Here is a 24,201-nt window from a genome sequence, read left to right on the forward strand (position 1 = left end):
AAAATATGATTTATACGTAGCTTATACGTGCAATGCTCTATTATCAGTTGCAGCCAATGCAGCTTCTTTTACCGCTTCTGCGAAAGTTGGATGCGCGTGGCTCATTCTTGAAATATCTTCAGCAGAAGCTTTGAATTCCATTGCAGTAACTGCCTCAGCAATTAAATCGGCAGTACGCGCTCCAATCATGTGAACTCCTAAAACCTCATCTGTTTTAGCATCAGCAATGATTTTTACGAATCCGTCTAAATCTCCACTTGCTCTTGCACGACCTAAAGCTTTGAAAGGGAAACTTCCAACTTTGTACTCCGTTCCTGAAGCTTTAACCTGCTCTTCAGTTTGTCCAACTGCAGCAACTTCCGGCCAAGTGTAAACAACACCAGGAATTAAGTTATAATCGATATGTGGTTTTTGACCCGCTAAGATTTCTGCAACCATAGTTCCTTCTTCTTCTGCTTTGTGTGCCAACATTGCTCCACGAACAACATCTCCAATTGCATAAATATTAGAAACATTAGTTTGTAAATGATCGTTTACCTCTACTTGTCCTCTGTCTGAAATTTTAACTCCGGCTTTGTCAGCGTTTAATCCGTCTGTGTATGGACGACGACCTACAGAAACTAATGAATAATCTCCTTCAAGAGTAATTGTTTCTCCTTTTGCATTTTCAGCCTGAACTACAACAGCATCGCCGTTTCTTTCTACTGATTTTACTTTGTGAGAAACGTAGAATTTCATTCCTTGTTTTTTCAATACTTTAGTCAATTCTTTAGACAAAGAACTATCCATTCCTGGAATGATTCTGTCCATGAATTCCACTACAGAAACCTGAGCTCCTAAACGCAAGTAAACTTGTCCAAGCTCGATTCCGATAACGCCACCACCAATAATTACCAAGTGTTTTGGAACTTCTTTTAAAGCTAATGCTTCAGTAGAAGTGATGATTCTTTCTTTGTCAATTTTGATAAAAGGCAAAGATGATGGTTTTGAACCTGTAGCGATTACAGCATATTTTGTTTCGATAGTTTCTGATGTTCCGTCAGCTTTAGCAACTGCAATGTGCGTTGCGTCAACAAAAGAACCTAAACCATTGAAAACAGTGATTTTATTTTTATCCATTAAGTAGTTGATTCCACCTACGGTTTGATCTACAACTGCTTGCTTGCGAGCAATCATTTTCTCTAAATTGATTTTTACATCTCCGGAAACTTCGATTCCGTGATCTGCAAAATGTGCAATTTCTGCATAATGATGAGAAGAAGATAATAATGCTTTTGAAGGAATACAACCTACGTTAAGGCAAGTTCCGCCCAAAGAGCTATACTTTTCTACAATTGCTGTTTTGAAACCTAATTGTGCGCAACGAATTGCTGATACATATCCGCCAGGACCTGAACCTATAATGACTACGTCAAATGAACTCATAGTTTGTCTATTTTAATTTTAGCGATACAAAATTAAGGAATAAAGTTTTGTTTAAAGTTTAAATCTCAATGTTTTTTGTGTGAAATTTAAGTGAAGGTTTTTCTGCCACAAAGGCTTGAAGGCACAAAGTTTTTTTGGATTGTGGATTTAGTTGGAAGGTTTGATAAGTTTTGTTTTTTAGCCTCGCAAAGGCGCGGAGTCGCAAAGTTTTTCTTTAAAACAATGATTTTATTGTACAGTTTGTCATTTCGACGAAGGAGAAATCCTCGCCAGAAGCTCGACAAAGATTGGCGATTTTGATTGCGAAGGACGGATTAAAATCCATCCCTACAATATAATTTGTTCCTTCGGAACTTCTTGAGAAAAATTCCGTAGTAATTCGCGATAACATGGTTCTTTTTTTATTTCGAATAATTCCGGATGTGTATTTAAAACCTTTAAGTATGATTTTAGATAAGTTAGAAATCTTTTATCAATTTTCGTCTCAATTCTTTCGTTTCCATTTTAAATCAAATTTAAATCTTTTTACTTTTGAATTGTGTTTAAATTTTGGATTTTGAGTCTAACCACAAGGTTACCTAAGTCTTTTTTATCTTTTATTCAATCAAATTCGGAGAAGGACCTTCTCTTCTAGTGAGTTCTCCTCCAAATTTTATTAATTCAAACAATCTGTATATTACATGAACAAGTTCGTCTTGATTACACCAATAATCTTCAATTTCTCCAAATGTTTTGTAGTCAGAAATATTAAATCCTTCTTCGATATCATTATACCAAATTACCTGATGACCAAAAATACCAACAACCCAAAATCCGCCTCCTAATTCTCCGTACTTTTCTTCACTCCATTTCACAGGATCGATTTTAATCAAATTCCAAAAGTTCTTTAATTCTTCATCTAAATCCTTTTCTGTTTTTAGAATTTCATTATTAAGTTCTTTTAATGATATTGGTTCCCATTCTTCCATTGCTACAGGTGCTTTTTATTAGTTTCAAATTTAAAAAAATCATTTCGCGAATTATAAAAAGTTTTTCTCGCAGATTTAGCAGATAATGCAAAATTTTTTAATTCTTATAAAATCGCGAAAATGTAAAGATTCAACTTTGAATTGCCTCCAGTTTTAACTGGAGATATTAATAGGAGAACAAAAAAGAAGGCTTTAGCCAAAATACTAAAGTTTGGCTAAAGCCATTCAATTGGAATTTATATAAACTCCAGCTAAAGCTGGAGGCTATTCAAAAATAAAAACTGGCTCATCCAATTTTAGACGCACTGCTATGCGCCTCTACGAAGAACCTTTGTTCCTCTGAACCTTTGCAACTTTGAACCTTTAAAAATTCATCCAATTTTAGACGCACTGCTGTGCGTCTCTACGAAAATCCCTTGTCCCTTTGTTACTCTGAACCTTTGAACCTTCCTCAAAAAATCACCGTTGAATTCTTCACCTCACTAATCATAAACATACTTTGCGTACTGCCTATATGTTGCAACGTTGTGAGTTTGGTTACTAGAAATTCTCTGTAGGCTTCCATATCTTTTACCAGAACTTTTAAGATATAATCGTAATCGCCGCTTACGTGATGACATTCCAGAACTTCGTTGAGTTTGATGACTTCACTTTCGAATTTGGTTAAGAATTCTTTGGTATGCTGAATGAGTTTTAAATGGCAGAAAACCACAAATCCTTTTTCCATTTTTGACTTGTTGACTAAGGCTACATAGTTTTTGATTATTCCTTCGCGCTCTAACTTTTTGATTCTCTCGTAAACGGCGGTTACCGAAAGATTGAGTTTTAAGGACAATTCTTTGGTTGTTTTTTTACTGTCGGTTTGTAGTAGAACCAAGAGTTTTTTGTCGGTGGCGTCTAAAGTCATTTTTGGTTGTTTTATGAAATGAAAGAAAATCTAGCGATTTGGTTTTTCTGAATCAAATTTAGAATAATAATCTTTATAAATTAATTTTTATAGTTTTAAAATCTAATTATAAAACACATCATTGATTAATTTTCTGATAAGATGTTATTTTGAATAGAATTTATTTTGAAAACGAATGCCCTAGCCCTGATAGAAGTGGAAATCCTTTTTCTTTTTTCTTTAAAAAGCAAAAGATTGGAACGGATAGCAGGAAATAGCTCCTAATCCTTTGACTTCGCTCAGGATGACAAATAAATAAACATCAAAAAATAATAAAATATCAATTCAAAAACTAATTATGAAAGACTTTAATCCAGCTGATAAAATTCAGGATTTGCAATACTTTGGGGAATTTGGTGGTGTGAATCCGTCGATTTCTGATTCTTCGACTTATACATTTCTTTCGGCTAAAACGATGTTTGACACTTTTGAGGGAAATATGGAAGGCTGTTATTTGTACTCGCGTCATTCGTCGCCAAGTAATTTGTATCTGGATCAGGCTTTGGCAGCGATGGAAGGAACGGAAACTGCCAATGTTTCGGCTTCGGGAATGGGAGCGATCACGCCTACTCTATTACAGCTTTGCGGTGCGGGCGATCATATTGTTTCAAGCCGAACGATTTATGGAGGAACTTATGCGTTTTTGAAGAATTTTACGCCTCGTTTTAACATTGAAACTAGTTTTGTAGACATTACTAAACTTGATATTGTGGAAGCTGCGATTACGCCAAAAACGAAAGTTTTGTATTGTGAAACGGTAAGTAATCCGTTGTTGGAAGTTGCTGATATTGCAGGTTTGGCTAAAATTGCGAAAAAGCATAATTTGAAATTAGTTGTTGATAATACCTTTTCACCATTATCCGTTTCTCCTGCAAAATTAGGCGCTGATATCGTGATTCATAGTTTGACAAAATACATTAACGGAAGCAGCGATACGGTTGGTGGTGTAACTTGTGCGTCGAAAGAATTTATCAATTCCTTGAAAAATGTAAACTCAGGCGCAAGTATGCTTTTGGGACCCACGATGGATAGTTTGCGATCTGCATCGGTGATGAAAAATCTTCGAACGCTACATATCAGAATTAAACAACACAGTCATAATGCGCATGTTCTGGCTGATAAATTTGAAGCTGACGGTTTGAAAACGGTTTATCCGGGATTGAAAAGTCATCCAAGTCATGAATTGTACAAAACGATGATTAATCCGGAATATGGTTTTGGCGGAATGATGACGATTGATGTTGGAACTTTGGCTAAAGCCAATGAATTAATGGAGTTGATGCAGGCGAGAAACTTAGGCTATCTGGCGGTAAGTTTAGGCTTTTACAAAACGTTGTTTAGCGCACCTGGAACTTCGACTTCAAGTGAAATTCCGTTAGAGGAACAACACGAAATGGGATTGACGGATGGTTTGATTCGTTTCTCGATTGGTTTGGATAATGATATTGAGCGCACTTATACAATGATGAAGGAATGTATGGTAGAACTTGGAATTCTATAAGCTTTCTTTCACAGAGATTCACTAAAGATTTTTTTCACGCAGATTTGGCGGACTATGCTGATCTTTTATAGAAATCTATAAAAAGTATCTGCTGCATCAGCAAGATCTGCGCGAGAAAAAGTTTTTGCCACGAATTTCACGAATTAGCACTAATTAAAAATCTTCAAAAGAAAAAATTAGCGAAAATTCGTGAAATTCGTAGCGAAAACTCTATAATGCTTCTTACAAAAATGAAAACACTTCTTTATAAATAAATTTGCACAATTTTTTATTAGTTTGTTTAAATCCGCTGGAGATTTTTCTCTAAGCGGATTTTTTATTTCCTCTAAAAAAACTTTACTTACTCATTTCCAAATAATTAAAATTTCAATAAATCAATTCTTCAAAATAAACCAACAAATTCTGCGGATAAAGTTTTTTTTCTTCGCTTTTTTAGAAAAGTTGTAAACACTAAAACGTTGTAGTTCTTCAATCTTATATTATTAAATAATTTTAATGTTAATAAAATATACTTTTAACAAAAAAATAACCACTTAACTAACCAAAATTGAATTATGAAGAAAAACCTACTTTTGTATTGTACGCTACTAATTCCCTTTGCTTTTTTGCAGGCACAGGTGAATACTTCTTACTTGTGGCACCTGCATCAGCCCACGTATTGGGGAGATGTGAGTAAAAAAAATCCGAACAGATATCAAATCGTAAAAGAGTCTCAGGACTTGAAGGTTTCGGGTGGTAATAATGATAAAAACGGACTGGCACATCCTACAAATAATCTTGAAGAAATTTTTGGTACCGGAGATCGTGTTGCGGCTTACCAATTTGCTCCGAAAAATGCTATTAATTCTATCCGTGATTTGGCAAAAGCCGGAGCGCAAATTACTTACGGAGGTTCATTAATGGAAAACGTCAATGAACTTGCCCAAGCCAATCAATGGGGATATTCTAATTCCTGGACTCAAAATATTAAAGATGCTAAAGCATGGAAAACTTCGGGCGGATTCTCGCGTATGGAAGTGGTTTCGTTTACGATGCATCATGCACTTTCTCCACTTTTGAGTGACGAGGCTTTGAAAAAAGAAATCAAAGCACATCAATATTACAGCGCACAATTGTTTGGCTCGCATGATTCTAAAGGATATTGGCCTGCCGAATGTGCTTTTTCTGAAAGGATTATAAAAACCCTGACGGAATGTGGCATCGAATGGTCTGTAATTGCCAACAGCCATTTGTCCAGAACTCTTGCTGATTATCCTGTAAAATATGGCTCCGGCGGAACTATGTGTGATGTTCCTAATAAAGCCGATCAGGTAGAAACTACCGGAAACAATTGGTTTTCGGCTCAAAAAGATGCTCGTGGCGGTCAGTTTGCAGTGCCATATTCTTATCTGCCTTATAAAGCAAAATATGTCGATCCGGAAACAGCCCAGGAATACAAAATAACGGTTGTTCCTATGGCGGATTATGAAAGTTACGAGGATGGATATGCCACAATTGGCACTTCGCTAATTGCGCCAATTGTTGCAAAAGCTTCGACTTCGCCAAGACCTCCTTTGGTATTATTTGCTCACGATGGCGATAATGCCTGGGGCGGTGGTTCGTCGTATTACAACGAATCGGTTACGGGGTTTTCTCACGCTTCGGCGGCTAACGGAAATATTCCGACTACAATTCCGCAGTATTTACAGGACAATCCTGTTCCGGAATCGGCAGTTGTGCATGTCGAAGATGGCGCTTGGGTAAATGCCGATGGCGACTTTGGACATCCACAATTTACAAACTGGTTGTGGCCATTTTTTGATCCGGTTACAAAAAAATTCAATCCAAATGGCTGGACTGAAGATATGATGAATCAGGCGATTACAACTGCCGGAGAAAATCACGCTATTATGGCGGAACAGCTGGAAGGAAATAATCTTAGAATGAGCGAAATTGTAAATCCAACTTCTGCCGTAAGTCCTGCCGAAAAAGCATGGCATTTTTTAATGGCGGGTTACGATAGTGGAAATGCTTATTACGGTCTTGCCGAAGATTTAGAAATAAAAACTACGCTTGCCGTAAACCGATGTGTACAATTTGCAAAACCTACTCTGGATGCTCATCCTGGTGTTGACGCTACAAAACCTTCTGTATTTATTCCACAGCGCTGGCCTTACAATCCCGGAGAAAAAGGATATGGAGCGCCTTATGCCTATAAAGATTTTCTGAATTCGGCAGATTTTACAGTATATACTTTTGCTTATGATGTAAGCGGAATCGAAAGATCGGAACTAAAATACAGAGTTGACGTTGATGGAAAAAATAACCTTACCTCAAATCAAAATGAAACATACGCTGGCGGTACCGAAGTTGGAAACTGGGTAACTTTGCCAATGACGGAAAGAGTTTTTCCTAAAGGGAATTTTACCAATAGTCCGCAAGCCGATTTATACATGCTTCCTGATGTAATTGCTAATCAATATTCGGCTGAAATTACAGGGATATCTGAGAAATTATTGGATTACTATGTTGAAGTAACGGATAAAAAAGGGAATATAACCAAATCGAAAATTCAGCATGTTTGGGTTGGAAAAAATCTTGATGTTGCGCCAAAAATTGCCTTCACGCCTGACACGAGCAATTCTATAACGGCAATAGATGTAACGATTAATGCTACGGACAGCACAGATCCTAAACCAAAATTATACTACACAATTGATGGTTCTACGCCTACTCTTTCGTCTCCGTTTGTTGAGTCTGTTAAAACAATGAATATTACACAAACTACAACAGTTAAAGCATTTGCGGTTGACAAAGACGGAAATCAATCTGATATTGTTACTAAGACCTATACGATTGGAGCGATTCCGGAATTCACGGTTTATTTTAAAAAACCTGCAAATTGGAATGCTGCTGTAAAAGTATATTACTGGTTACCAACGGGAACTGCTCCTGCGGTAACTTATCCCGGAGTTGCAATGACACAGGATTGTGGAGATTGGTATAAATATACTTTTCCGTCGACTGTAACGGCTTCGAATTTATTATTTAACGACGGAACTTTAAAAACTGCCGACTTAAATGCAACTGCCGGAATTAAGTTTTATGACGGCGCGTGGTTAGCTTCAGAACCTGCAAACCGATGTCCATCAGTTGCGCCAGATTTCACAATCTCGCAAGCAGGCGGAACTTTTACAACGGGAACAACTGTAAACCTGACTTTAACAGCAAACGAAAGTACGGCAACCATTTATTACACCTTAGACGGAACGGTTCCAACAACGGCTTCGGCTTCTTCTGTGGGTTCTAAAACATTAGCCATAAACAGCACGACTACACTTAAGGCTTTTGTGAAAAATGTGGCAGGAATAAGTTCAGCTGTTAAAACTGAAACGTATACTTTTAGTACGCCAACTACTTTTACAGTTTACTTTAAAAAACCAACGAACTGGAATTCTGCTGTAAAAGTGTATTACTGGTCACCAACCGGAACTGCTCCTGCCGTAACATATCCGGGAGTTGCAATGACACAAGATTGTGGAGATTGGTATAAATATACTTTTCCATCAACAGTGAGCGCAACGAATTTATTATTCAATGACGGAAGTCTTAAAACTGCCGATTTAAGCACAACTGCGGGAATCAAATTTTATGATTCGGCTTGGTTAGGTTCAGAACCTGCCAATAGATGTCCGGTTATTGCTCCTGATTTTACAAATTCAAAACCAGGCGGAACCTTTACAACGGGAACGACTGTAAATGTAGTTTTGACTGCAAACGAAACAACTTCTACTATTTATTATACTTTAGACGGAACAACGCCTACTTCAGGTTCTGCATCTGCAATTGGGTCTAAATCTTTTGCTTTTACTGCAAACACAACTTTAAAAGCTTTTGTGATTAATGCAGCCGGAGTTTCATCGGCAGTAAAAACTGAGGTTTATACTTTTAATGCCGTTGCAACGCTTACCGTTTATTTTAAACCGCCAACGAGCTGGACAGGGATTCCAAAAGTACATTATTGGAATGCTGTTCCTTCAGGAAGTGCCGCCAACACAACCTGGCCGGGAGTTGCAATGGTAGCGGACACAAATGGTTTTTATAAATACACGATTACTGGACCAACATCTGTAAATGTGATTTTTAACAATGGTTCGAGCGGTTCAGCAAATCAAACAGCCGATCTATTGAACAAAACTAATGGTTACTCTTATACATGGGGAACAACTACTTCTAAAATGACTACAAGTCCAACAATAGAAGAAGAAAGTTATGCTGTTCGTTTATTCCCAAATCCTGTAGATCATACCTTGCAAGTAAACTCTACTATCCCGATAACTGATTATAGCATTATTTCGGCACAAGGAAGTGTAGTTCAGGAAGGAAAATCGAATACAAACACCATCGATGTAAGTCGCTTGAGTACGGGACTTTACTTTATCACAATCCGATTGGAAAACGGAAAAGAAACTATGCAGAAGATTATCAAAAAATAGATTCTTTAGCGCTTACTTTAATTAAACCTAGATTACGCATTAGAGATTTTACTGTTTTTTTTGTTCCATCGGAACATTTCATTGGTTGAAAAAAAAGCAATTTGATATCATCCCTTAGGGATGTTTGGCAAATTGTATCTACATATATTGGTTATGAAGCAAACGTTCCTACGGAACGTAAAAAATGCATTATTATTGATCTACTACCTATGAGATGTTCCGATGGAACAGAAAAACATCAAATATTAAAAAATCAATTATTTATGATTTAATACTTTTCTAATGCATAAACTGGATTAAATAAATAAGCCGTTCTGAGATTAATTTTCAGAACGGCTTTTCAATATTTATCTTTGTTCAAAATGTCTAAAAGACTGCCAATACTTATCTTTATAAATTTCGTATTTTAGATCATTTTTTTGACTTTGTTTTTTTATTATCTGATCTAAAACTTTTGGAGGTTTTCTAAATTCTTTACAAGCAAAAAAGATTTCTCTTTTACCATCTCCTGTTTCTCTTCCTACGTTTAAATACCCATCTGAATCTGACAGACTAAACATTATTTCTTCCTCTATTTCATCCAATAATTTATAGGTTTCATCATCAGGCAAACCAGTTTCATCAGTAATTTTAAATGGAACAGATATAATAAAAATCCAAGGATGTGATGCTTTTTTATCCCATTCTAATAGTGTTGTATTAATAAGAGCTAATACAATTTTCCCGTTTTTACTTTTCCCTTCAAAATTTGCATAACCATCATTTTCTGTATTATGCCTTATTCCTTCGTATTTTTCAACAAATTCTTTTTCTCTCCAAATTAAATAATCATTTAATTTTTCTATCGGAATTAACTCCTCAGAAACTCCTTCTTTTCCAACAACTTTCATATTATCGATTAAAGTAAGAGAATGCAATTCACCTAAATAATTGTCCAAAAAAAGATAAACACCAGTTGCAATAAATCCTTTTTTTTCTTCTGTAAAATCATCAAATACAATAGTTAAATCAATTTCATCCGGATAACCGTTATGCATGTTGGGGTAAAATTTTAAACTATCTGAATCAAAATTAAAATCTTTATAATTAATACTAACATCTTTAATATCTGTTGCTGGTTTTAAAGCGCCAAATTTCCAACCCTCAATTTTTGGAGCGGCATTAACCAACTCTTCTACCACATAAATATTTCTAACAACTCCATCAGGCGTAAATATTAAGTCGACAGTTTGATCATTAAGCATTCCCGCGAGAAAATAAATCCCCTCATGAATTTCGTTTAATTTTGGTGAAAGTTTATCAAAGAAACCTTGATGTATATTTTCTTCTTTTTGAACAATTTTGAAAAACTCTTTTTCATGTTTTAAAAACCAATTCCAAAAATCATTATAAGATTCTATTGAAGCTTCTTTTTTACCCAATATTTTATCAAAAAAATTCATGTATTAAAAAAATTAAATTTAGATTTTACTGAAGACAAACCTAAGAAAAAGATTTCAAAAATATAGGTTTATTTTTACAAAAAATCCGCTCTAAAATTACTTTCAGAACGGATTTTCACAAATAACGTTTTACCTATAACTTTTTACATTTTACAAGTAACTTATATCTTCTCTACAAAATTTAGTTTGCTATTTTTTCGACTATAAGTAAAGTAAATAACCAATCCTAATAATAACCAGATTGTGAAGTAAATCCAATTCCAAACGCTTAATTCTGCCATCATATACAGACAGCAAATAAGTCCTAATAATGGAATTAAAGACAAGTTTTGTCTGAATGACCAAACGGCTAATCCAACCAAAACAAATATGAAGATCCACATTGGAATTTTGTGTTTGAATAAACTAAAACCTGATTCGTATTTCAAGGAATCATTAATTGGCAATCCTTTTACAACCTCGGCATATTTTGCTTCGTCGTCTTGATATTGACTCAATAAATGCTCTAAATCTGATGTTTCGGCAGTTTTATTGTGAACATCGATACTTTCTAAATAATTGAAAACTTTCGTTGATTCTTCTTTATCCAAAGAAGTAATAATCGTCGTAGCATCATTTGTTTGCGCTTCATTATTAATAAAAGCCATTGTCGCTTTATTATTAAAAGCAAAAGCATAATAGATTCCTGCAATCATTAAAACAGGCAAAATATACTTCGAATTTACATAAGGAGTTTTGAATTTCCCTCTTGGGATATCCGTTTTGTTTTGCAATACCAAAACTCCTGCACAAACCAATACAAAAGCAAATAAAGTTCCGATACTACATAAATCTGTCACCATTGTTAAGTTCAAAAACAACGCCGGAACCGCTACCACAAAACCGGTCACAATTGTAGCAAATGATGGTGTTTTGAATTTTGGATGCACCGTAGAAAATTTCTTTGGCAATAAACCATCACGGCTCATACTCATCCAGATACGAGGCTGTCCCATCTGGAAAACCAATAAAACACTTGCCATAGCCACTACCGCACTTACGGCGATAATTCCTGACATCCATTTTAAGTTTAATTTATCGAAAACAAACGCTAGAGGATCTCCAACATTCAATTCGTTATAACGCACCATTCCGGTTAAAACCAAGGCAATGGCAATATATAAAATAGTACAAATAATAATTGCCCACATCATTCCGCGTGGTAAATCACGTTGCGGATTTTTACATTCCTCGGCAGTTGTCGAGATCGCATCAAAACCAATATAGGCAAAGAAAACGGCCGAAACTCCTTTTAAAACCCCACTTACACCATTTGGCGCAAACGGATCCCAATTGGCAGTATCCACATAAAAAATACCTACCGCAATAACCAAAAGTACAATACAAAGTTTTACAACTACCATTGCATTACTGGCGTTACGAGATTCTTTCATCCCTCTGTAAACCAAAGCTGTAATTAAGATAATGATGAATAAAGCCGGTAAATCAGCCACAAAATGGAAAGAACCAATTGTTGGCGCCGTTGTCCAGGCAGTATAAGAAGCTTGCAAAGCAGTACTTAAATTTTCGTATGATTTTCCGCCTTGCATTAAAGCAGTGGCATCTTTAAATCCATTTGAAGCAGTTAGATAATCCATCTGAATCCATTGCGGCAAATGAATCCCGCCACTCTGGAGCAGTCCCGTAAAATAATCACTCCACGAAATGGCAACCGTTATATTCCCTACAGCATATTCCATGATTAAAGCCCAACCGATAATCCAGGCGATAATTTCTCCAAAAGCAACATACGAATACGTGTAAGCACTTCCTGAAACCGGAACCATCGAAGCAAATTCGGCGTAAGCAAAAGCAGCAAAACTACAGGCAAGAGCCGTAAACAAAAACAAGAAAATAACAGCCGGACCACCATCTGCACTGGCTTTTCCGATAGTACTAAAAATACCTGCTCCAACAATCGCTGCGATTCCAAATGCAGTTAAATCCCTAGTCGTCAAGTGTTTTCCTAGTGCATTATGACCATCTGCTTCATTTTTTGCAACTTGTTTCAGAATATCTTGTACCGTTTTTTTACGGAATAAACCTGATAATGCCATATGTGATTTTGCTTTTAAAATTAATATATTTCGGTCTTTATGGTTTTATTTTGCAAATAATGCAAAAATTATCCTGATTTCAAATATATAAAACGATTTTGTTTTCAAACGAATTATTTTTTTGACGCAAAGGCGCAAAGACGCAAAGTTTTTTTGCCACGAATTGCACAAATTTTACGAATTATTTTCTCACGCAGATTTTTTTTGCCACTGATTAAAATAATTAACTCAGATTATTTCACGTAGATTTAAAAAGATTTAAGCAGATGCGCGCAGATTTTATTTAAAGCTAAATCCAAATTAAATCTGCTAAAATCTGCCAAATCTGCGTGAAATAAAAAAATCCGTGCTTATCTGCGTTTTCACGAAGTGAATCCGTGTCATCCGCGTGCCATCTCTCAACGCAAACAGCTTTTTAAAATACTTACCGGATGTTGCGCTTCTCTACTCGTTCCGTCAAAAATTTGATGGCGACAGCTTGTTCCGGCTGCGGCAATTTTTACGTTTTGGGCAGTAGCACGTACTTTTGGGAATAAAGTATCTTCTCCCATTTGCATACTTACCTGATAATGTTCTTTCTCGTAACCAAACGATCCCGCCATTCCGCAACAACCCGAATTGTAAATCGTAACCGTATTATTCGTTGGAAGATTCAGCATTGCAAAAGTCGCTTCTACAGAACTCAATGATTTCTGATGGCAATGTCCGTGAATTTTGATTTCTTTCTTTTCTTCCGAAAATGGATCCGGTTTTATTTTTCCGTCGACAATCTCTTTTTTAAAGAATTCTTCGATCGTGAAGGCACTTTGCGACACTTTTTCGGCTGCTTCTTTATCATCTGCCAAACGTAAATATTCATCTCTAAAAGTCAAAATTGCCGAAGGTTCTATCCCTATTAATGGTGCTTTCGCAGAAATTAAATCCTTAAAGATATTCACGTTGATATTGGCTATTTTCTTCGCTTCTTCCAGAAATCCTTTTGATAAATACGTTCTTCCGCTTTCTTCATGATCGACAACCAGAACTTCATAACCTAATTTTGTCAATAATTCGAAAGCGTCGATTCCGATATTTACATCATAATAATTCGTGAATTCGTCATTAAACAAATACACTTGTCCGTTCGGGAAATTATTATTTTGCGGTTTCTGATTCTCGTACCATTTCCTGAAAGTCTTTTTCGCCAAAAGCGGAACTTGTCTTTCAGGTGCAATTCCCATGCTTTTTTTAACGAGCGATTGATTCGAAATAAAGTTAGTTATGGACGGAAACAAACTTCCCATTTTATTCAATTTTGCGTTGTGAGCAAAAATCTTATTTCGGGTCGAGAATCCGTTTGCTTTTTGATATTGGTATAAAAACTCTGCTTTCAAGGTTGCAACGTCCACATTACTCGGACATTCGCTGGCGCAGGCTTTACAGCTCACACACAACTCAAACACTTCGTATAATTCTTTCTGGTCGAATTTATTTTCTTTCTCAGAATACGTCAAATATTCACGCAACGCATTGGCTCTCGCACGCGTTGTTTCTTTCTCGTTTTTGGTCGCACGATAACTCGGACACATTGCTCCTCCTGCCGATGGCAATTTTCTACAATCTCCCGATCCGTTGCATTTTTCGGCAGCACGCAAAATCCCTAAACTGTCTGAGAAATCCTGAAACGTTTTAATATCTGGTTCTACCCTGCCCGAAACCACACGATGGTTTTCGTCCATCTTTAAGGCGTTGACAATCTTCCCGATATTCAAAACCGAATTAGGGTCAAACGCCAATTTGATTCTTTTCAGCAATTCATAATTTATTTCGCCAATCATGTACGGAATAAACTCTCCACGCACAATTCCGTCACCGTGTTCACCGCTTAATGAACCTCTGTATTTTTTAACCAAAATCGCCACATCAGTCGCGATAGTTCTAAACAATTTTAAGTCAGATGTTTTCTTCAAATTCAAAACCGGACGCAAATGCAGCTCGCCCGCACCCGCATGCGCATAATAAATCGCACCTTGTCCGTGACGCAGCATCATTGCCGAAAATTCTTCAATATAAGCCGGTAAATCACTCAATTCAACCGCTGTATCTTCAATAGAATCGGCTGCTTTGTTGTCTCCAACGATACTTCCTAAAAGTCCTAATCCGGCTTTTCTAAGTTCGTTTACTTTTTCAATATCGGCTCCGTAAATTTTTACGAGTGCATAACCAAAGTTGTTTTTTTCTAAATCGGCAATCAAAGCATTTGCCTGATTTTCGGCATCTTGAGGATCGTGCGAAGCCACTTCAAACATCATAATCGCTTTTGGTTCACCAACCAAAAAGAACCTGTTTTTTGACTGCTCGCGATTCGTTTTAGTACAATCCAAAATCGTATCGTCGATCATTTCTGCTGTGTACAAATGATGTTTCATTGCCACTACAACAGATTCCAGCGATTCCTGAATGCTATGATAATGCGCCACAACCATAATATTATTGGCAGGCGGTAAATCGTCTACTTTTAAGGTAATTTCGTAGGTAAAAGCCAAAGTTCCTTCGCTTCCGCAAAGTAATTTTCCGAGATTTATCGTTGGTTCCGTTCCGCCAAACAAATCCGATTTTAATAGAATATCAACCGCATAACCCGTATTTCGTCTGTGAATTTCGGGTTTCGGAAACTCCTTTATAATTTCGTCCTGTGTTGCTTTTACTGAAAGTTCGTCGTAAACGCTTTTATATATTTTATTTTCTAAAGTATCACCTTTGGTTTTCTCGATAAATTCAGCCGAAGTCAGTTCCTTAAAAACCACTTCAGATCCATCGCTTAAAAGTCCTTTGATTTCAACAATTTTATCGCGCGTTACACCATAACGAATCGAAGTTGTTCCCGAAGAATTATTCCCCACCATTCCCCCAATCATACAGCGGTTTGAAGTCGAAGTATTCGGTCCAAAAAATACACCGTGAGGTTTCAGAAATAGATTCAGTTCGTCACGAATCACGCCAGGCTCGACCGTAACCGTTTTTTTGATTGGGTCAAAATTCAGAATCTTAGTAAAATTCTTCGAAACATCCACCACAATTCCGTCACCAACCGTTTGTCCCGCCAATGAAGTTCCGGCAGTTCTTGGCGTAATCGAAATATGGTGTTTCCCCGCAAACTTAATTAGTTTACTAATGTCGGCTATCGTTTTAGGCACGGCAACCGCTTTTGGTCGAATTCGATACACCGAAGCATCGGTCGAATAAAGCGTTTTATGAAGATCGTCGTATAAAAGTGTTCCTTCTAACGATTCTGATAATTGTTCTAACTCTTTAACTATTGACATTTTTACTGAATATGATTTCACAAAAATAGTTTTTTTTTAGGTTCAGAAGTACAAAGCGACAAAGGTTCAGAGGTTTTCTTTGATTGTATGTTTTTAAATTAGAATTTGGATTTTTTGAATTGGAATTTTAATTTGAAGCTATTTCCCGCTGTCCTTCCAATCTTTTATGTCCGCTGCGGCGGACACAAAAGGATTTTCCCTCCCATCAGGGCTAGGGCTTTTGGTTTTATAAGAAACTTTACTGAAAATTGATTTAACACAAACATAGCACATCTGATTTCCTATCTCAAAATAAACTATGACTTATTTTCATCTAGTTTTCTTCTCAAATAAACAATCTCATTTTTTAGATTGATTATCTGTTCTTTATATAATTCCCGTTCCTTATTAAAAAGTTCTGCAATTATTTCTTTTTCATTATTATCGATCTCTTTTAAACTAGTTTGAATTGGTTTTGTTAAGAATTGTTTTTCATGAAAATCCAAAATATAATTCACATCAATTTCAAAAATTAGAGCCACTTTCTTCAGCCTTTCTAAATTAATTTTCGTTTTCCCTCTTTCAATATCAGAGTACGCAGATTGCGATATTTGTAACAAATCAGCAATGTATTCCTGAGAAAATCCTTTAATAATCCTGATTTTCCTGATTTTTTCTCCGATCATTTTTTCTTACAAAAATAAGAAATAACTTATACATTAAAACTATTATTATCAGGTGAAACCTATAAATTATAGGTAGACATAATTATACTTTTGAAAGTATTAACAACCAAAAAATATATAATTATGAAAAACAGAAAATTATTTCCCGTATTATTTCTGATTCTAACTTGCTGTTTATCTTGCGAAAAAGATCAGATTAGTGAGTCAAATGACCAAATAGTTTCAATGGATAAAATAGTAATTGACAACGGAAGGCTTTCTTTTCCAAATAAAACTACTTTTTCTGAATTTTATAACACATCTAAAGACGAAAGTAATGATAAAATTGCTTCTGTTTTAAATGAAAAATTTTATCAAAAAGACTTTTACTCTTTAAAACCTATCGTTAATGATGAGACGGAAATTAAAGAAATTCAAAAACACTTTGCGAGAATTAAGCAACAACAGACTAATAAATCAATAAATGCTAAAAGCTCTTCACAAATACCAGACAAAGCAATAATAGACGAAGCAATTATTGAACATTATGATGAATTAGATGATATACTAGGTGATGAATTATTTCTAAGTCTTCTAAATGAAAATGCAGAAATACAAGTTGAAGATATTATATATAAATATACAGATAACGGAATCTTATTTTGTAATAAAGAATACATCTATGAACTTTATAATTTCATGAATCTATATGGAGTTAACTCCCTAAGTGATATTGGAGAATTAAACATGAATCAAAAATATCCTAAGTTTAATTATGATGGTGGTTTAAAACAGGTTACAAATCATATAAGTTCTTTTGTAGATAAAAAGGAAATCGAAAACTCTTATAATCCTATAAAAAGTTTATCTGCAAAATCAATGTCGTCAGAAATTTTTGGAGCTTCAATTGCTCCCACTTTGACGAATGTTGTAGATAATCTTCAAGTATGTAATCCAAGTAGTCCCTGGCTGGCGAATCTTTTCGGGCAAACTAAAATCTGTACCACAAATTACGAAAGTAAACGTCGCGTAAAATTAAAATATTATAACGTAAACTTATTTTTAGCATTTTCAATTGGTGTTAATGTAAAACATCAATTTAGAGGATGGACTGGAATTTGGAGAGAAGAAAACACAAATGAAGTTGCTCTGGGAGTAAATAGTGTAACATGGTTTTTTGATAATTCAAAGGTTTTTAGTAATACCACAAACAGCATGATAACCAACTATTATGTAACGGATACCGGAAAGCTTTATACAAGTTTAAATAGTTACAATGATGCAAAATATGCAGGAACAGACAAGCCAATGCCAAACTTACCAATTAAAAAACTTGACATGATAATTGAAGTTGCTGCTGATTTTATAGGTAAAGATCTAACGGAATATCAAATTCGAAAATTATTCTATGGATCAATATATCCACAAGCTGAAAAAATCATGAAATCATTAGGAAAACCAATGAACGAAATTGGAGTAATCCTTAATCAAAGAGGTCAGACTATTGTGCAATATTATAATTTAGGAACAAGTTGTACAAATTGTTCAGATAAACAAAAGACATTCGATTGGGGAATCGTCAGTCCAAAAATAACATACACTTTTGGAGCGGGAAATGGCGGTGATTTTAATGTTAAAACTGGTTTTAATGACTTAAAATTTGATTTTAAAAATCCCAAAGTTACAGGATTAAACATATATGGAATGGCAAACAAACACGGAACATGGTATGGGTTTAAAATGGTTTTTTAGTCTTATATTCTTAATCCCGATAATGGTTTATTGTCAGGATGAAGAATTTAAAAAGAAAGGATTTAGCGTTGATGCATCAGCGCTAATCCTATTTCCTTATGATTTTAGAATACCATCAGAACATGATGAAATATCTGAGACTAGTACAAAGTCAAAAATATTAGGTACAAGTATGCACTTAAACTATTACGTCTCTAAATGTTTTGCTTTTACAGCAAGTAGTGGTTATGAATCTATCAATCAGCCAAAAATTGATTACATCCCAATTACTGGCGGAATTAAATGGGTTTTGAACGACACAAAAGAAAGCCTGTTAACTTCTTTTGATTTGGGAGGACATTTGGGGCAAGTAGAAAAATTTGGCGTTTTAATGAGAATTGGCGTTGGATATAGATTTGTGCTTACAAAAAAAATACTTGGCAATTTTGAATTATGCTACTCTCATCAAAATTTATATAAAACATTTACCAATCAGGATAATCGAAAAATAGATTATCACAATATTGAAAGTGCCGGATTTAAAATAGGAATCGAAATATATTAATAACTTAAACCATGAAATTATCAAAAATAATAACTCTTTTATTAGTCCTAACATTTGGAACAAAGAGTATATCGCAAAATAAAGGAACATTAGAAAAATCGATTTTTGGAGCAGAAACCGGTTTTTTAGGCTTTTGGGTAAATAACGAAACCAGATTAATTTCTAATTTATCATTAAAAAGCGAATTAGGTCTTGATGCAGGCTTTTTTGGAGGAGCATCAGATACCAAAATTGGTACCGTACTTGTTCCGGTTATTACGTTAGAACCCAGATATTATTATAATATCGAAAAAAGAGCACGAAATAACAAAACAACCTCAAATAACAGTGCTAATTTCATTGCATTAAATCTAAAATATCAACCAGATTTATTTGTTGTTTCAAATAGTGATGTAGATGCAATAACTAATATTTCTATTATTCCTAAATGGGGTATCCGCAGAAACCTGGGAAATCATTTTCATTATGAAACAGGTTTTGGTTTTGGCTACAGATATTTTTTAGAAAAAATAAATAATGAAAAGGGAGAAATTGCTGTTGATTTACACTTAAGAATTGGATATAATTTATAAAAGCAAAACTATTAAAATGACTATAAAAAAACTCTGTACTCAAAGTGCAGAGTTTTTTTATGCCTATACCTCAAAACTTCTTTCTACGCCTTGTAATCTATGCTTTCTATCATAAAACAATTACTTTTTTAATTAGCGAGAAAACTCCTAGTGTTTGCTAGGCTTTTACTATATTTGCCGTTCCTAATTTACAGAATCATGACATCTAAAAAACTTTTGCCCATGTGGTATGGTGGCGGTATTGGAAACAACCGTAACACTTCTGTAAGTGTAGGACACCTTAGCCTCATGGGTTTTATATTTCCTAAAATTACAGAGTTATGAGTACAAACACCCTTTCAAAAGAAGCCGAAAAAAGGCTGACAGATTTTTTCAACAATACAATAGAGCCAGAAGAAATGTCCAAGGCAATAAGAAAACTAAATTACATACTCGCTTTGGGACTTATGAGAGAAGATAAAACTCTCAAAAACCAAATAGAAGATGTAGAAAATAGCTTTTATTGGCTCAATGAATTAGCCGAAGTTTTAAATCCTTATTTGAGTTTGGAATAAGGTTTTATTGAAATTTATAATAAAAGAAAAACCTCGATTTTTAAGATCGAGGTTTTCTTTATTTAGCTTTAATTCTAATATTATTTTCAGTTTTTAGAATACTTTGAAGAAATAATATACTCAGGCGTTAAATTCGGATAGTTTTTTGAATCATTAATTTTTATATACATTTTCTCTGGTTTTTCCACTAAAGGACCAACAATAACTTCATCAATATTACCATTTCTTGTAATTTCAATTATTCGATGACCTTCAAATTTTTCTGTTTCGAATATCGTATCGTTTTTATTATCAATAAATCCCCAACGATTATGATATTTTCCATATAAATAAGTATTCCCATTATTTAACAATTCTGTTTTGGAAAATGTATTTGATTCTGTCAAAGTTGCCAAAAGATTATTGTCTATTTTGGCTTTTACAAAATATGCATTTTCTTTTTCAAAACTAATGCCATCATGCCAATTACTTGGGTAATAAGAGCAACAATATTCTAATTCTTTTTTTTGTTGATTGCCTAAATTCTTAAAAGTTAAAATTTCTACACTTATTATAACATCATTAATTTTTAATTTAGCTTTTTCTGCTTTATTACAACCAATTGAAAATATAAAAAATAAAAATATTGTTTTTGAAATCGCATTTTTCATTTCAAATCTAGCTTTAAATAATTATAATACTTTTCATATTTCAACTTCAACAACAGGAGAAATCAAATTCTCTTTTTTATTATGCCAATAAGCAAATTGTTTCATCATATTCTCGTCCGTTTGCATATGTTTCAATTCATTGTATTCATTAATTATAAATAAATCTATCTTTAAAACTTCTCCAATTTTCTTATAGATAAAATTTGTATCTAAAATTCTTTCAACCCAATCATATGTATTTTTTTTTAGGTCCCCAAAATAGGGCAACGGCCATGCTGAACTATAAGTATAGCCGACAAATCCTTTTAATAAAGAAGCTATTGATTCAGGAAAAATATTTAATTGTTCTTCAACATAGTCTTTTAAATCTTGTTTATCAAAATTATTAGCCCAAATATTCATTATGCTATATGATTCCAATATGTAACTTTCCCAGATTGGTTTATTCAATGATAGAGATTTAGCTCGTGATATTAAATTAGAAGATAATTCCGCATATTGCTCTTTTGTAAACAAGTCATTTCTTTCTTCGTTAACTACCTGACAGTTAGAAAAAATTTCAGTGGCAAATTGAAATGGTGCAGCATTAGTAATTATCCATTTAACCAATCCAAACTTTTCATCCTCTATAACTTGATTTCTTATAAGTTGAGAAATAAAAATTGATGCTTGTGAACGTGGATTTGTCCACCCTCCAAAAGCCCCTTTTCCTTCAGGAAATTGATCTCCAAGTTGAGTAATTACGCGTATTAGAGAAATTGAAATATCACTTTCTAATATTTTTTCTTTAAAACGAAATTTTTGAACAAAATTTGCAGGAGTGGATGATTTTATCAAGCAAATTGCTTCTTTTATATTCTCTTGGAAATCCCTTTCTGTTATATTAGCTAAAAAATCAGAAAAAGCTACATCAGAAATATCTCCATCAATCACGACATAAGAAAAATATCTATTAAAATATTGATTTGTAGAAATTCTTTTATCATTATAACGTCTTTCTTCGTTTCCCACGCCAAACCTCCTGACATTCAAAACTGTCTGAACATTAGGAAATAAGTCTACCATTGCATCTTGTACATTTTTTATTTCATCTGAGTTGTACAACTTACTACAATCATCAAACATTTTTTTAAATTTGTCGTTTTTTGTTAAATTTAGTGTAGAAGTCGAAGATTGCTCGGTTGGGTATGTTCCAATAAAATAATCAGGCTTATCTCTAATAAAATCATAAAATTCTGGATAGAAAACTCTAAATGCTTCTATTAGAAGTAAGTCTACATAATTAACTTCCCCTTTTAGAAGTGGCAGAGAAAATGAGATTGAATTACCATATCTTACTGCTAATCGAGGGGTATTTAATCGCAATAAAAAATTTGATGAAAATTTTTTCGAAAATTCCATTTCCTCTTCACTTGTTAAAATTATTTCACTTGATTCTAAAGATTGGTTAACAAGTTCAAAACAATAATTTATTAAAGCAGTTTTTTGAGCTAGTGGCAATTTTAGAGGTATCTGAATAATTTTTTCCAGAAAATTCAAACCTGCTTTTTGATCTCCAGTCCCAAATCTTTCAGCAATTGCGGAAGCAACCATATTCTCGTCAAATGATAAAACATAAGTTGTATAAGCAAAATCTCCTGTAAGTTTAACTAATCTAAATATTGACTGAATTTCATTTTTTTCTAATCGATCTATATCGTCAATGAAAATTACTACTTTCTTTTGATGATCCTTTAATAGTTTTTCAATTCTAGCTTTTAGTTTTTCAATATTACCATCAGAAATTGCTTTACCAACCGTTTCTACAACATCGCTTGCTCCTAATATAGAAGCAACTTTCGCATATTCTTGGATTAAGTCTCCAATGGCTTCTCTATCTGTTTTTAAATCTCCTTTTTTATTATTATACCATTTAGAGAAAATGTTTTTCCCTTTTGCTGGATTTTCATCTACAAAACTTTCCTTCAATTCAGTGGCTAGCATATTAAAAAATGATGTGAGCAAGGTTGTTTCGTCAGTAAATCTCCAAGGATTAAATGTAAAATGAATTATATTTGTTTGATGTGAATCAAGCTCTTTTTTAATAAAATTTAGAACTGAAGTTTTACCTTCTCCCCAAGCTCCGTAAAGTCCTATTACTATACTATCAATACTTATTCTATTAACAATTGTCTCTGCAATTCTTTTTGAAAATCTATAACGTTGAAATTTATCCTCTTTTTCTTCACTAATCGGTTTGTCTGCTAAAAAATTTTCTCTCATTGTGATCAAAGTAATTGTTTTTATTAGTTTTATTAAGGTATCAGCTAATATATAATTATTTACTAAGAACCATTATACATGTTTTACAGAAAATATAAATATTAAATAATTAAACTATATCACTTTGGAAAACACAGAGAAATAATAATAATATAGAATGAAGTCAAACAAACAAAAAAAACTGCATAAAAACGCAATCCAATCAATACACTCTCGCCCCAGCCTCTACAAAACTTTTGATTCGGGAACTTTTTGGGTTCAGCTCCGTTACTATTGCATCGATTTTGTCAAGACCACAAACCTGATGTGGCATTTTGCCATTTATTTTATCTGAAGTTGCCAGAACAATAACTTTGTCTGAGGCGTTGATCATTTCTTTTTTGATGATGGAGACTTCATATCCCATTTCGGTAAGTCCTTGATTGACATCTAAACTGCTTACGCCCAGAAAGCAAACATCGGCTCTGATTTTAGACAAAACCTGAACTACGTCGATGCCAACAGTTACCATGGCTTTTTTCTGTAGTTTGCCTCCAATAAAAATCAATTCAATGTTAGGATGCTGCGACAACTGCATTGCTATAGGCAAACTATAGGTATATATAGTAGCTGAAAAATCTATTGGAATAAGTTTGCAAAAAGACAAATTGGTAGTTCCTCCGGTCATTATAATCACTTGCCCTTCACTTAAAAACGACAATGCTTTTTGTCCTACTATTATCTTTTTGTCTTCGTTAATAATCGTGATATCAAATACATTATTTGATTTCTCTTTTACAAGAAAGGCCGCTCCATATACTTTATTGATGAGTCCTTTGTTGTGTAATTCATTAAAATCCCTACGTATCGTATCCTCAGAGATGTTCAACTCTAAGGCAAGATCAATCGTATTTATTTTTTTGACATCCTTAAATTTATCCATGATAAATTGATGTCTTTCTTTTTTAAGCATTTTAATTTTTTAACAAATATAAAAATATAATGCATTATCATGCATTATTTAAACATTAATAATTTCAAAACACTTCTATAAAGCTCAAAACAACATTACAAAACAACAATTAA

General features: G+C 34.0%; 16 protein-coding genes. 6 read left to right on the forward strand and 10 right to left on the reverse strand.

Annotation, left to right across the window (positions count from 1 at the left end; translation table 11 throughout):
• Positions 1-21 precede the first annotated feature (21 nt).
• The 3 genes from lpdA to CHB81_RS15570 form a co-directional block, all read right to left on the reverse strand.
• A complete protein-coding gene (lpdA, locus tag CHB81_RS15560; protein ID WP_089352787.1) occupies positions 22-1,425 on the reverse strand; it encodes a dihydrolipoyl dehydrogenase in 1,404 nt (467 codons plus the stop codon).
• A 596-nt stretch (positions 1,426-2,021) separates the two neighbouring features.
• Positions 2,022-2,393: a hypothetical protein gene (locus CHB81_RS15565; RefSeq protein ID WP_089352788.1), complete on the reverse strand. Its 372-nt coding sequence runs from the start codon at positions 2,391-2,393 to the stop codon at positions 2,022-2,024.
• Positions 2,394-2,844: 451 nt separating this feature from the next.
• Entirely contained in the window at positions 2,845-3,300 is a 456-nt protein-coding gene (locus CHB81_RS15570) for an Lrp/AsnC family transcriptional regulator (RefSeq protein WP_089352789.1), read from the reverse strand.
• Between the two features lie 337 nt (positions 3,301-3,637).
• On the opposite strand from CHB81_RS15570, the gene CHB81_RS15575 reads away from it, so the two are divergent.
• Positions 3,638-4,840, forward strand: a complete 1,203-nt coding sequence (locus CHB81_RS15575; RefSeq protein ID WP_089352790.1) for an aminotransferase class I/II-fold pyridoxal phosphate-dependent enzyme — start codon at positions 3,638-3,640, stop codon at positions 4,838-4,840.
• 554 nt (positions 4,841-5,394) lie between these two features.
• Positions 5,395-9,315 (forward strand): starch-binding protein, encoded by a 3,921-nt coding sequence (locus tag CHB81_RS15580; RefSeq protein WP_089352791.1) that lies wholly within the window; start codon positions 5,395-5,397, stop codon positions 9,313-9,315.
• 347 nt (positions 9,316-9,662) lie between these two features.
• Here CHB81_RS15580 and CHB81_RS15585 read toward each other — a convergent pair whose 3' ends face one another.
• The 4 genes from CHB81_RS15585 to CHB81_RS15600 all read right to left on the reverse strand — a co-directional run bounded on the left by CHB81_RS15585 (position 9,663) and on the right by CHB81_RS15600 (position 16,823).
• Entirely contained in the window at positions 9,663-10,757 is a 1,095-nt protein-coding gene (locus tag CHB81_RS15585) for a DUF695 domain-containing protein (RefSeq protein WP_089352792.1), read from the reverse strand.
• Between the two features lie 161 nt (positions 10,758-10,918).
• Entirely contained in the window at positions 10,919-12,853 is a 1,935-nt protein-coding gene (locus CHB81_RS15590; protein WP_089352793.1) for an amino acid permease, read from the reverse strand.
• Positions 12,854-13,251: 398 nt separating this feature from the next.
• Positions 13,252-16,158, reverse strand: coding sequence for an FAD-binding and (Fe-S)-binding domain-containing protein (locus CHB81_RS15595; protein ID WP_089352794.1), 2,907 nt, complete (start codon positions 16,156-16,158; stop codon positions 13,252-13,254).
• 296 nt (positions 16,159-16,454) lie between these two features.
• Entirely contained in the window at positions 16,455-16,823 is a 369-nt protein-coding gene (locus tag CHB81_RS15600; protein ID WP_089352795.1) for a helix-turn-helix domain-containing protein, read from the reverse strand.
• 123 nt (positions 16,824-16,946) lie between these two features.
• Between CHB81_RS15600 and CHB81_RS15605 the strand changes: the two genes are divergently transcribed.
• The 4 genes from CHB81_RS15605 to CHB81_RS15620 all read left to right on the forward strand — a co-directional run bounded on the left by CHB81_RS15605 (position 16,947) and on the right by CHB81_RS15620 (position 20,224).
• The gene (locus tag CHB81_RS15605; RefSeq protein ID WP_089352796.1) at positions 16,947-18,554 is read left to right on the forward strand and encodes a hypothetical protein; all 1,608 of its coding nucleotides are present in this window, start codon (positions 16,947-16,949) and stop codon (positions 18,552-18,554) included.
• Positions 18,502-19,098 (forward strand): hypothetical protein, encoded by a 597-nt coding sequence (locus CHB81_RS15610; protein ID WP_141130409.1) that lies wholly within the window; start codon positions 18,502-18,504, stop codon positions 19,096-19,098. The genes CHB81_RS15605 and CHB81_RS15610 overlap by 53 nt, the downstream gene beginning before the upstream one ends.
• Positions 19,099-19,109: 11 nt before the next feature.
• On the forward strand, positions 19,110-19,670 hold the full coding sequence (locus CHB81_RS15615; RefSeq protein WP_089352798.1) for a hypothetical protein: 561 nt from the start codon (positions 19,110-19,112) through the stop codon (positions 19,668-19,670).
• 320 nt (positions 19,671-19,990) lie between these two features.
• A complete protein-coding gene (locus tag CHB81_RS15620) occupies positions 19,991-20,224 on the forward strand; it encodes a hypothetical protein (RefSeq protein WP_089352799.1) in 234 nt (77 codons plus the stop codon).
• Positions 20,225-20,310: 86 nt separating this feature from the next.
• On the opposite strand, the gene CHB81_RS15625 is transcribed toward CHB81_RS15620, so the two are convergent.
• The 3 genes from CHB81_RS15625 to CHB81_RS15635 form a co-directional block, all read right to left on the reverse strand.
• Positions 20,311-20,874 (reverse strand): hypothetical protein, encoded by a 564-nt coding sequence (locus CHB81_RS15625; protein WP_089352800.1) that lies wholly within the window; start codon positions 20,872-20,874, stop codon positions 20,311-20,313.
• A gap of 33 nt (positions 20,875-20,907) precedes the next feature.
• On the reverse strand, positions 20,908-23,136 hold the full coding sequence (locus CHB81_RS15630; protein ID WP_089352801.1) for a P-loop NTPase fold protein: 2,229 nt from the start codon (positions 23,134-23,136) through the stop codon (positions 20,908-20,910).
• A 202-nt stretch (positions 23,137-23,338) separates the two neighbouring features.
• Positions 23,339-24,088, reverse strand: coding sequence for a DeoR/GlpR family DNA-binding transcription regulator (locus CHB81_RS15635; protein WP_089352802.1), 750 nt, complete (start codon positions 24,086-24,088; stop codon positions 23,339-23,341).
• Between the last annotated feature and the right edge of the window lie 113 nt (positions 24,089-24,201).

This window comes from Flavobacterium sp. ov086, assembly GCF_900187965.1.
Classification (GTDB): Bacteria; Bacteroidota; Bacteroidia; order Flavobacteriales; family Flavobacteriaceae; genus Flavobacterium.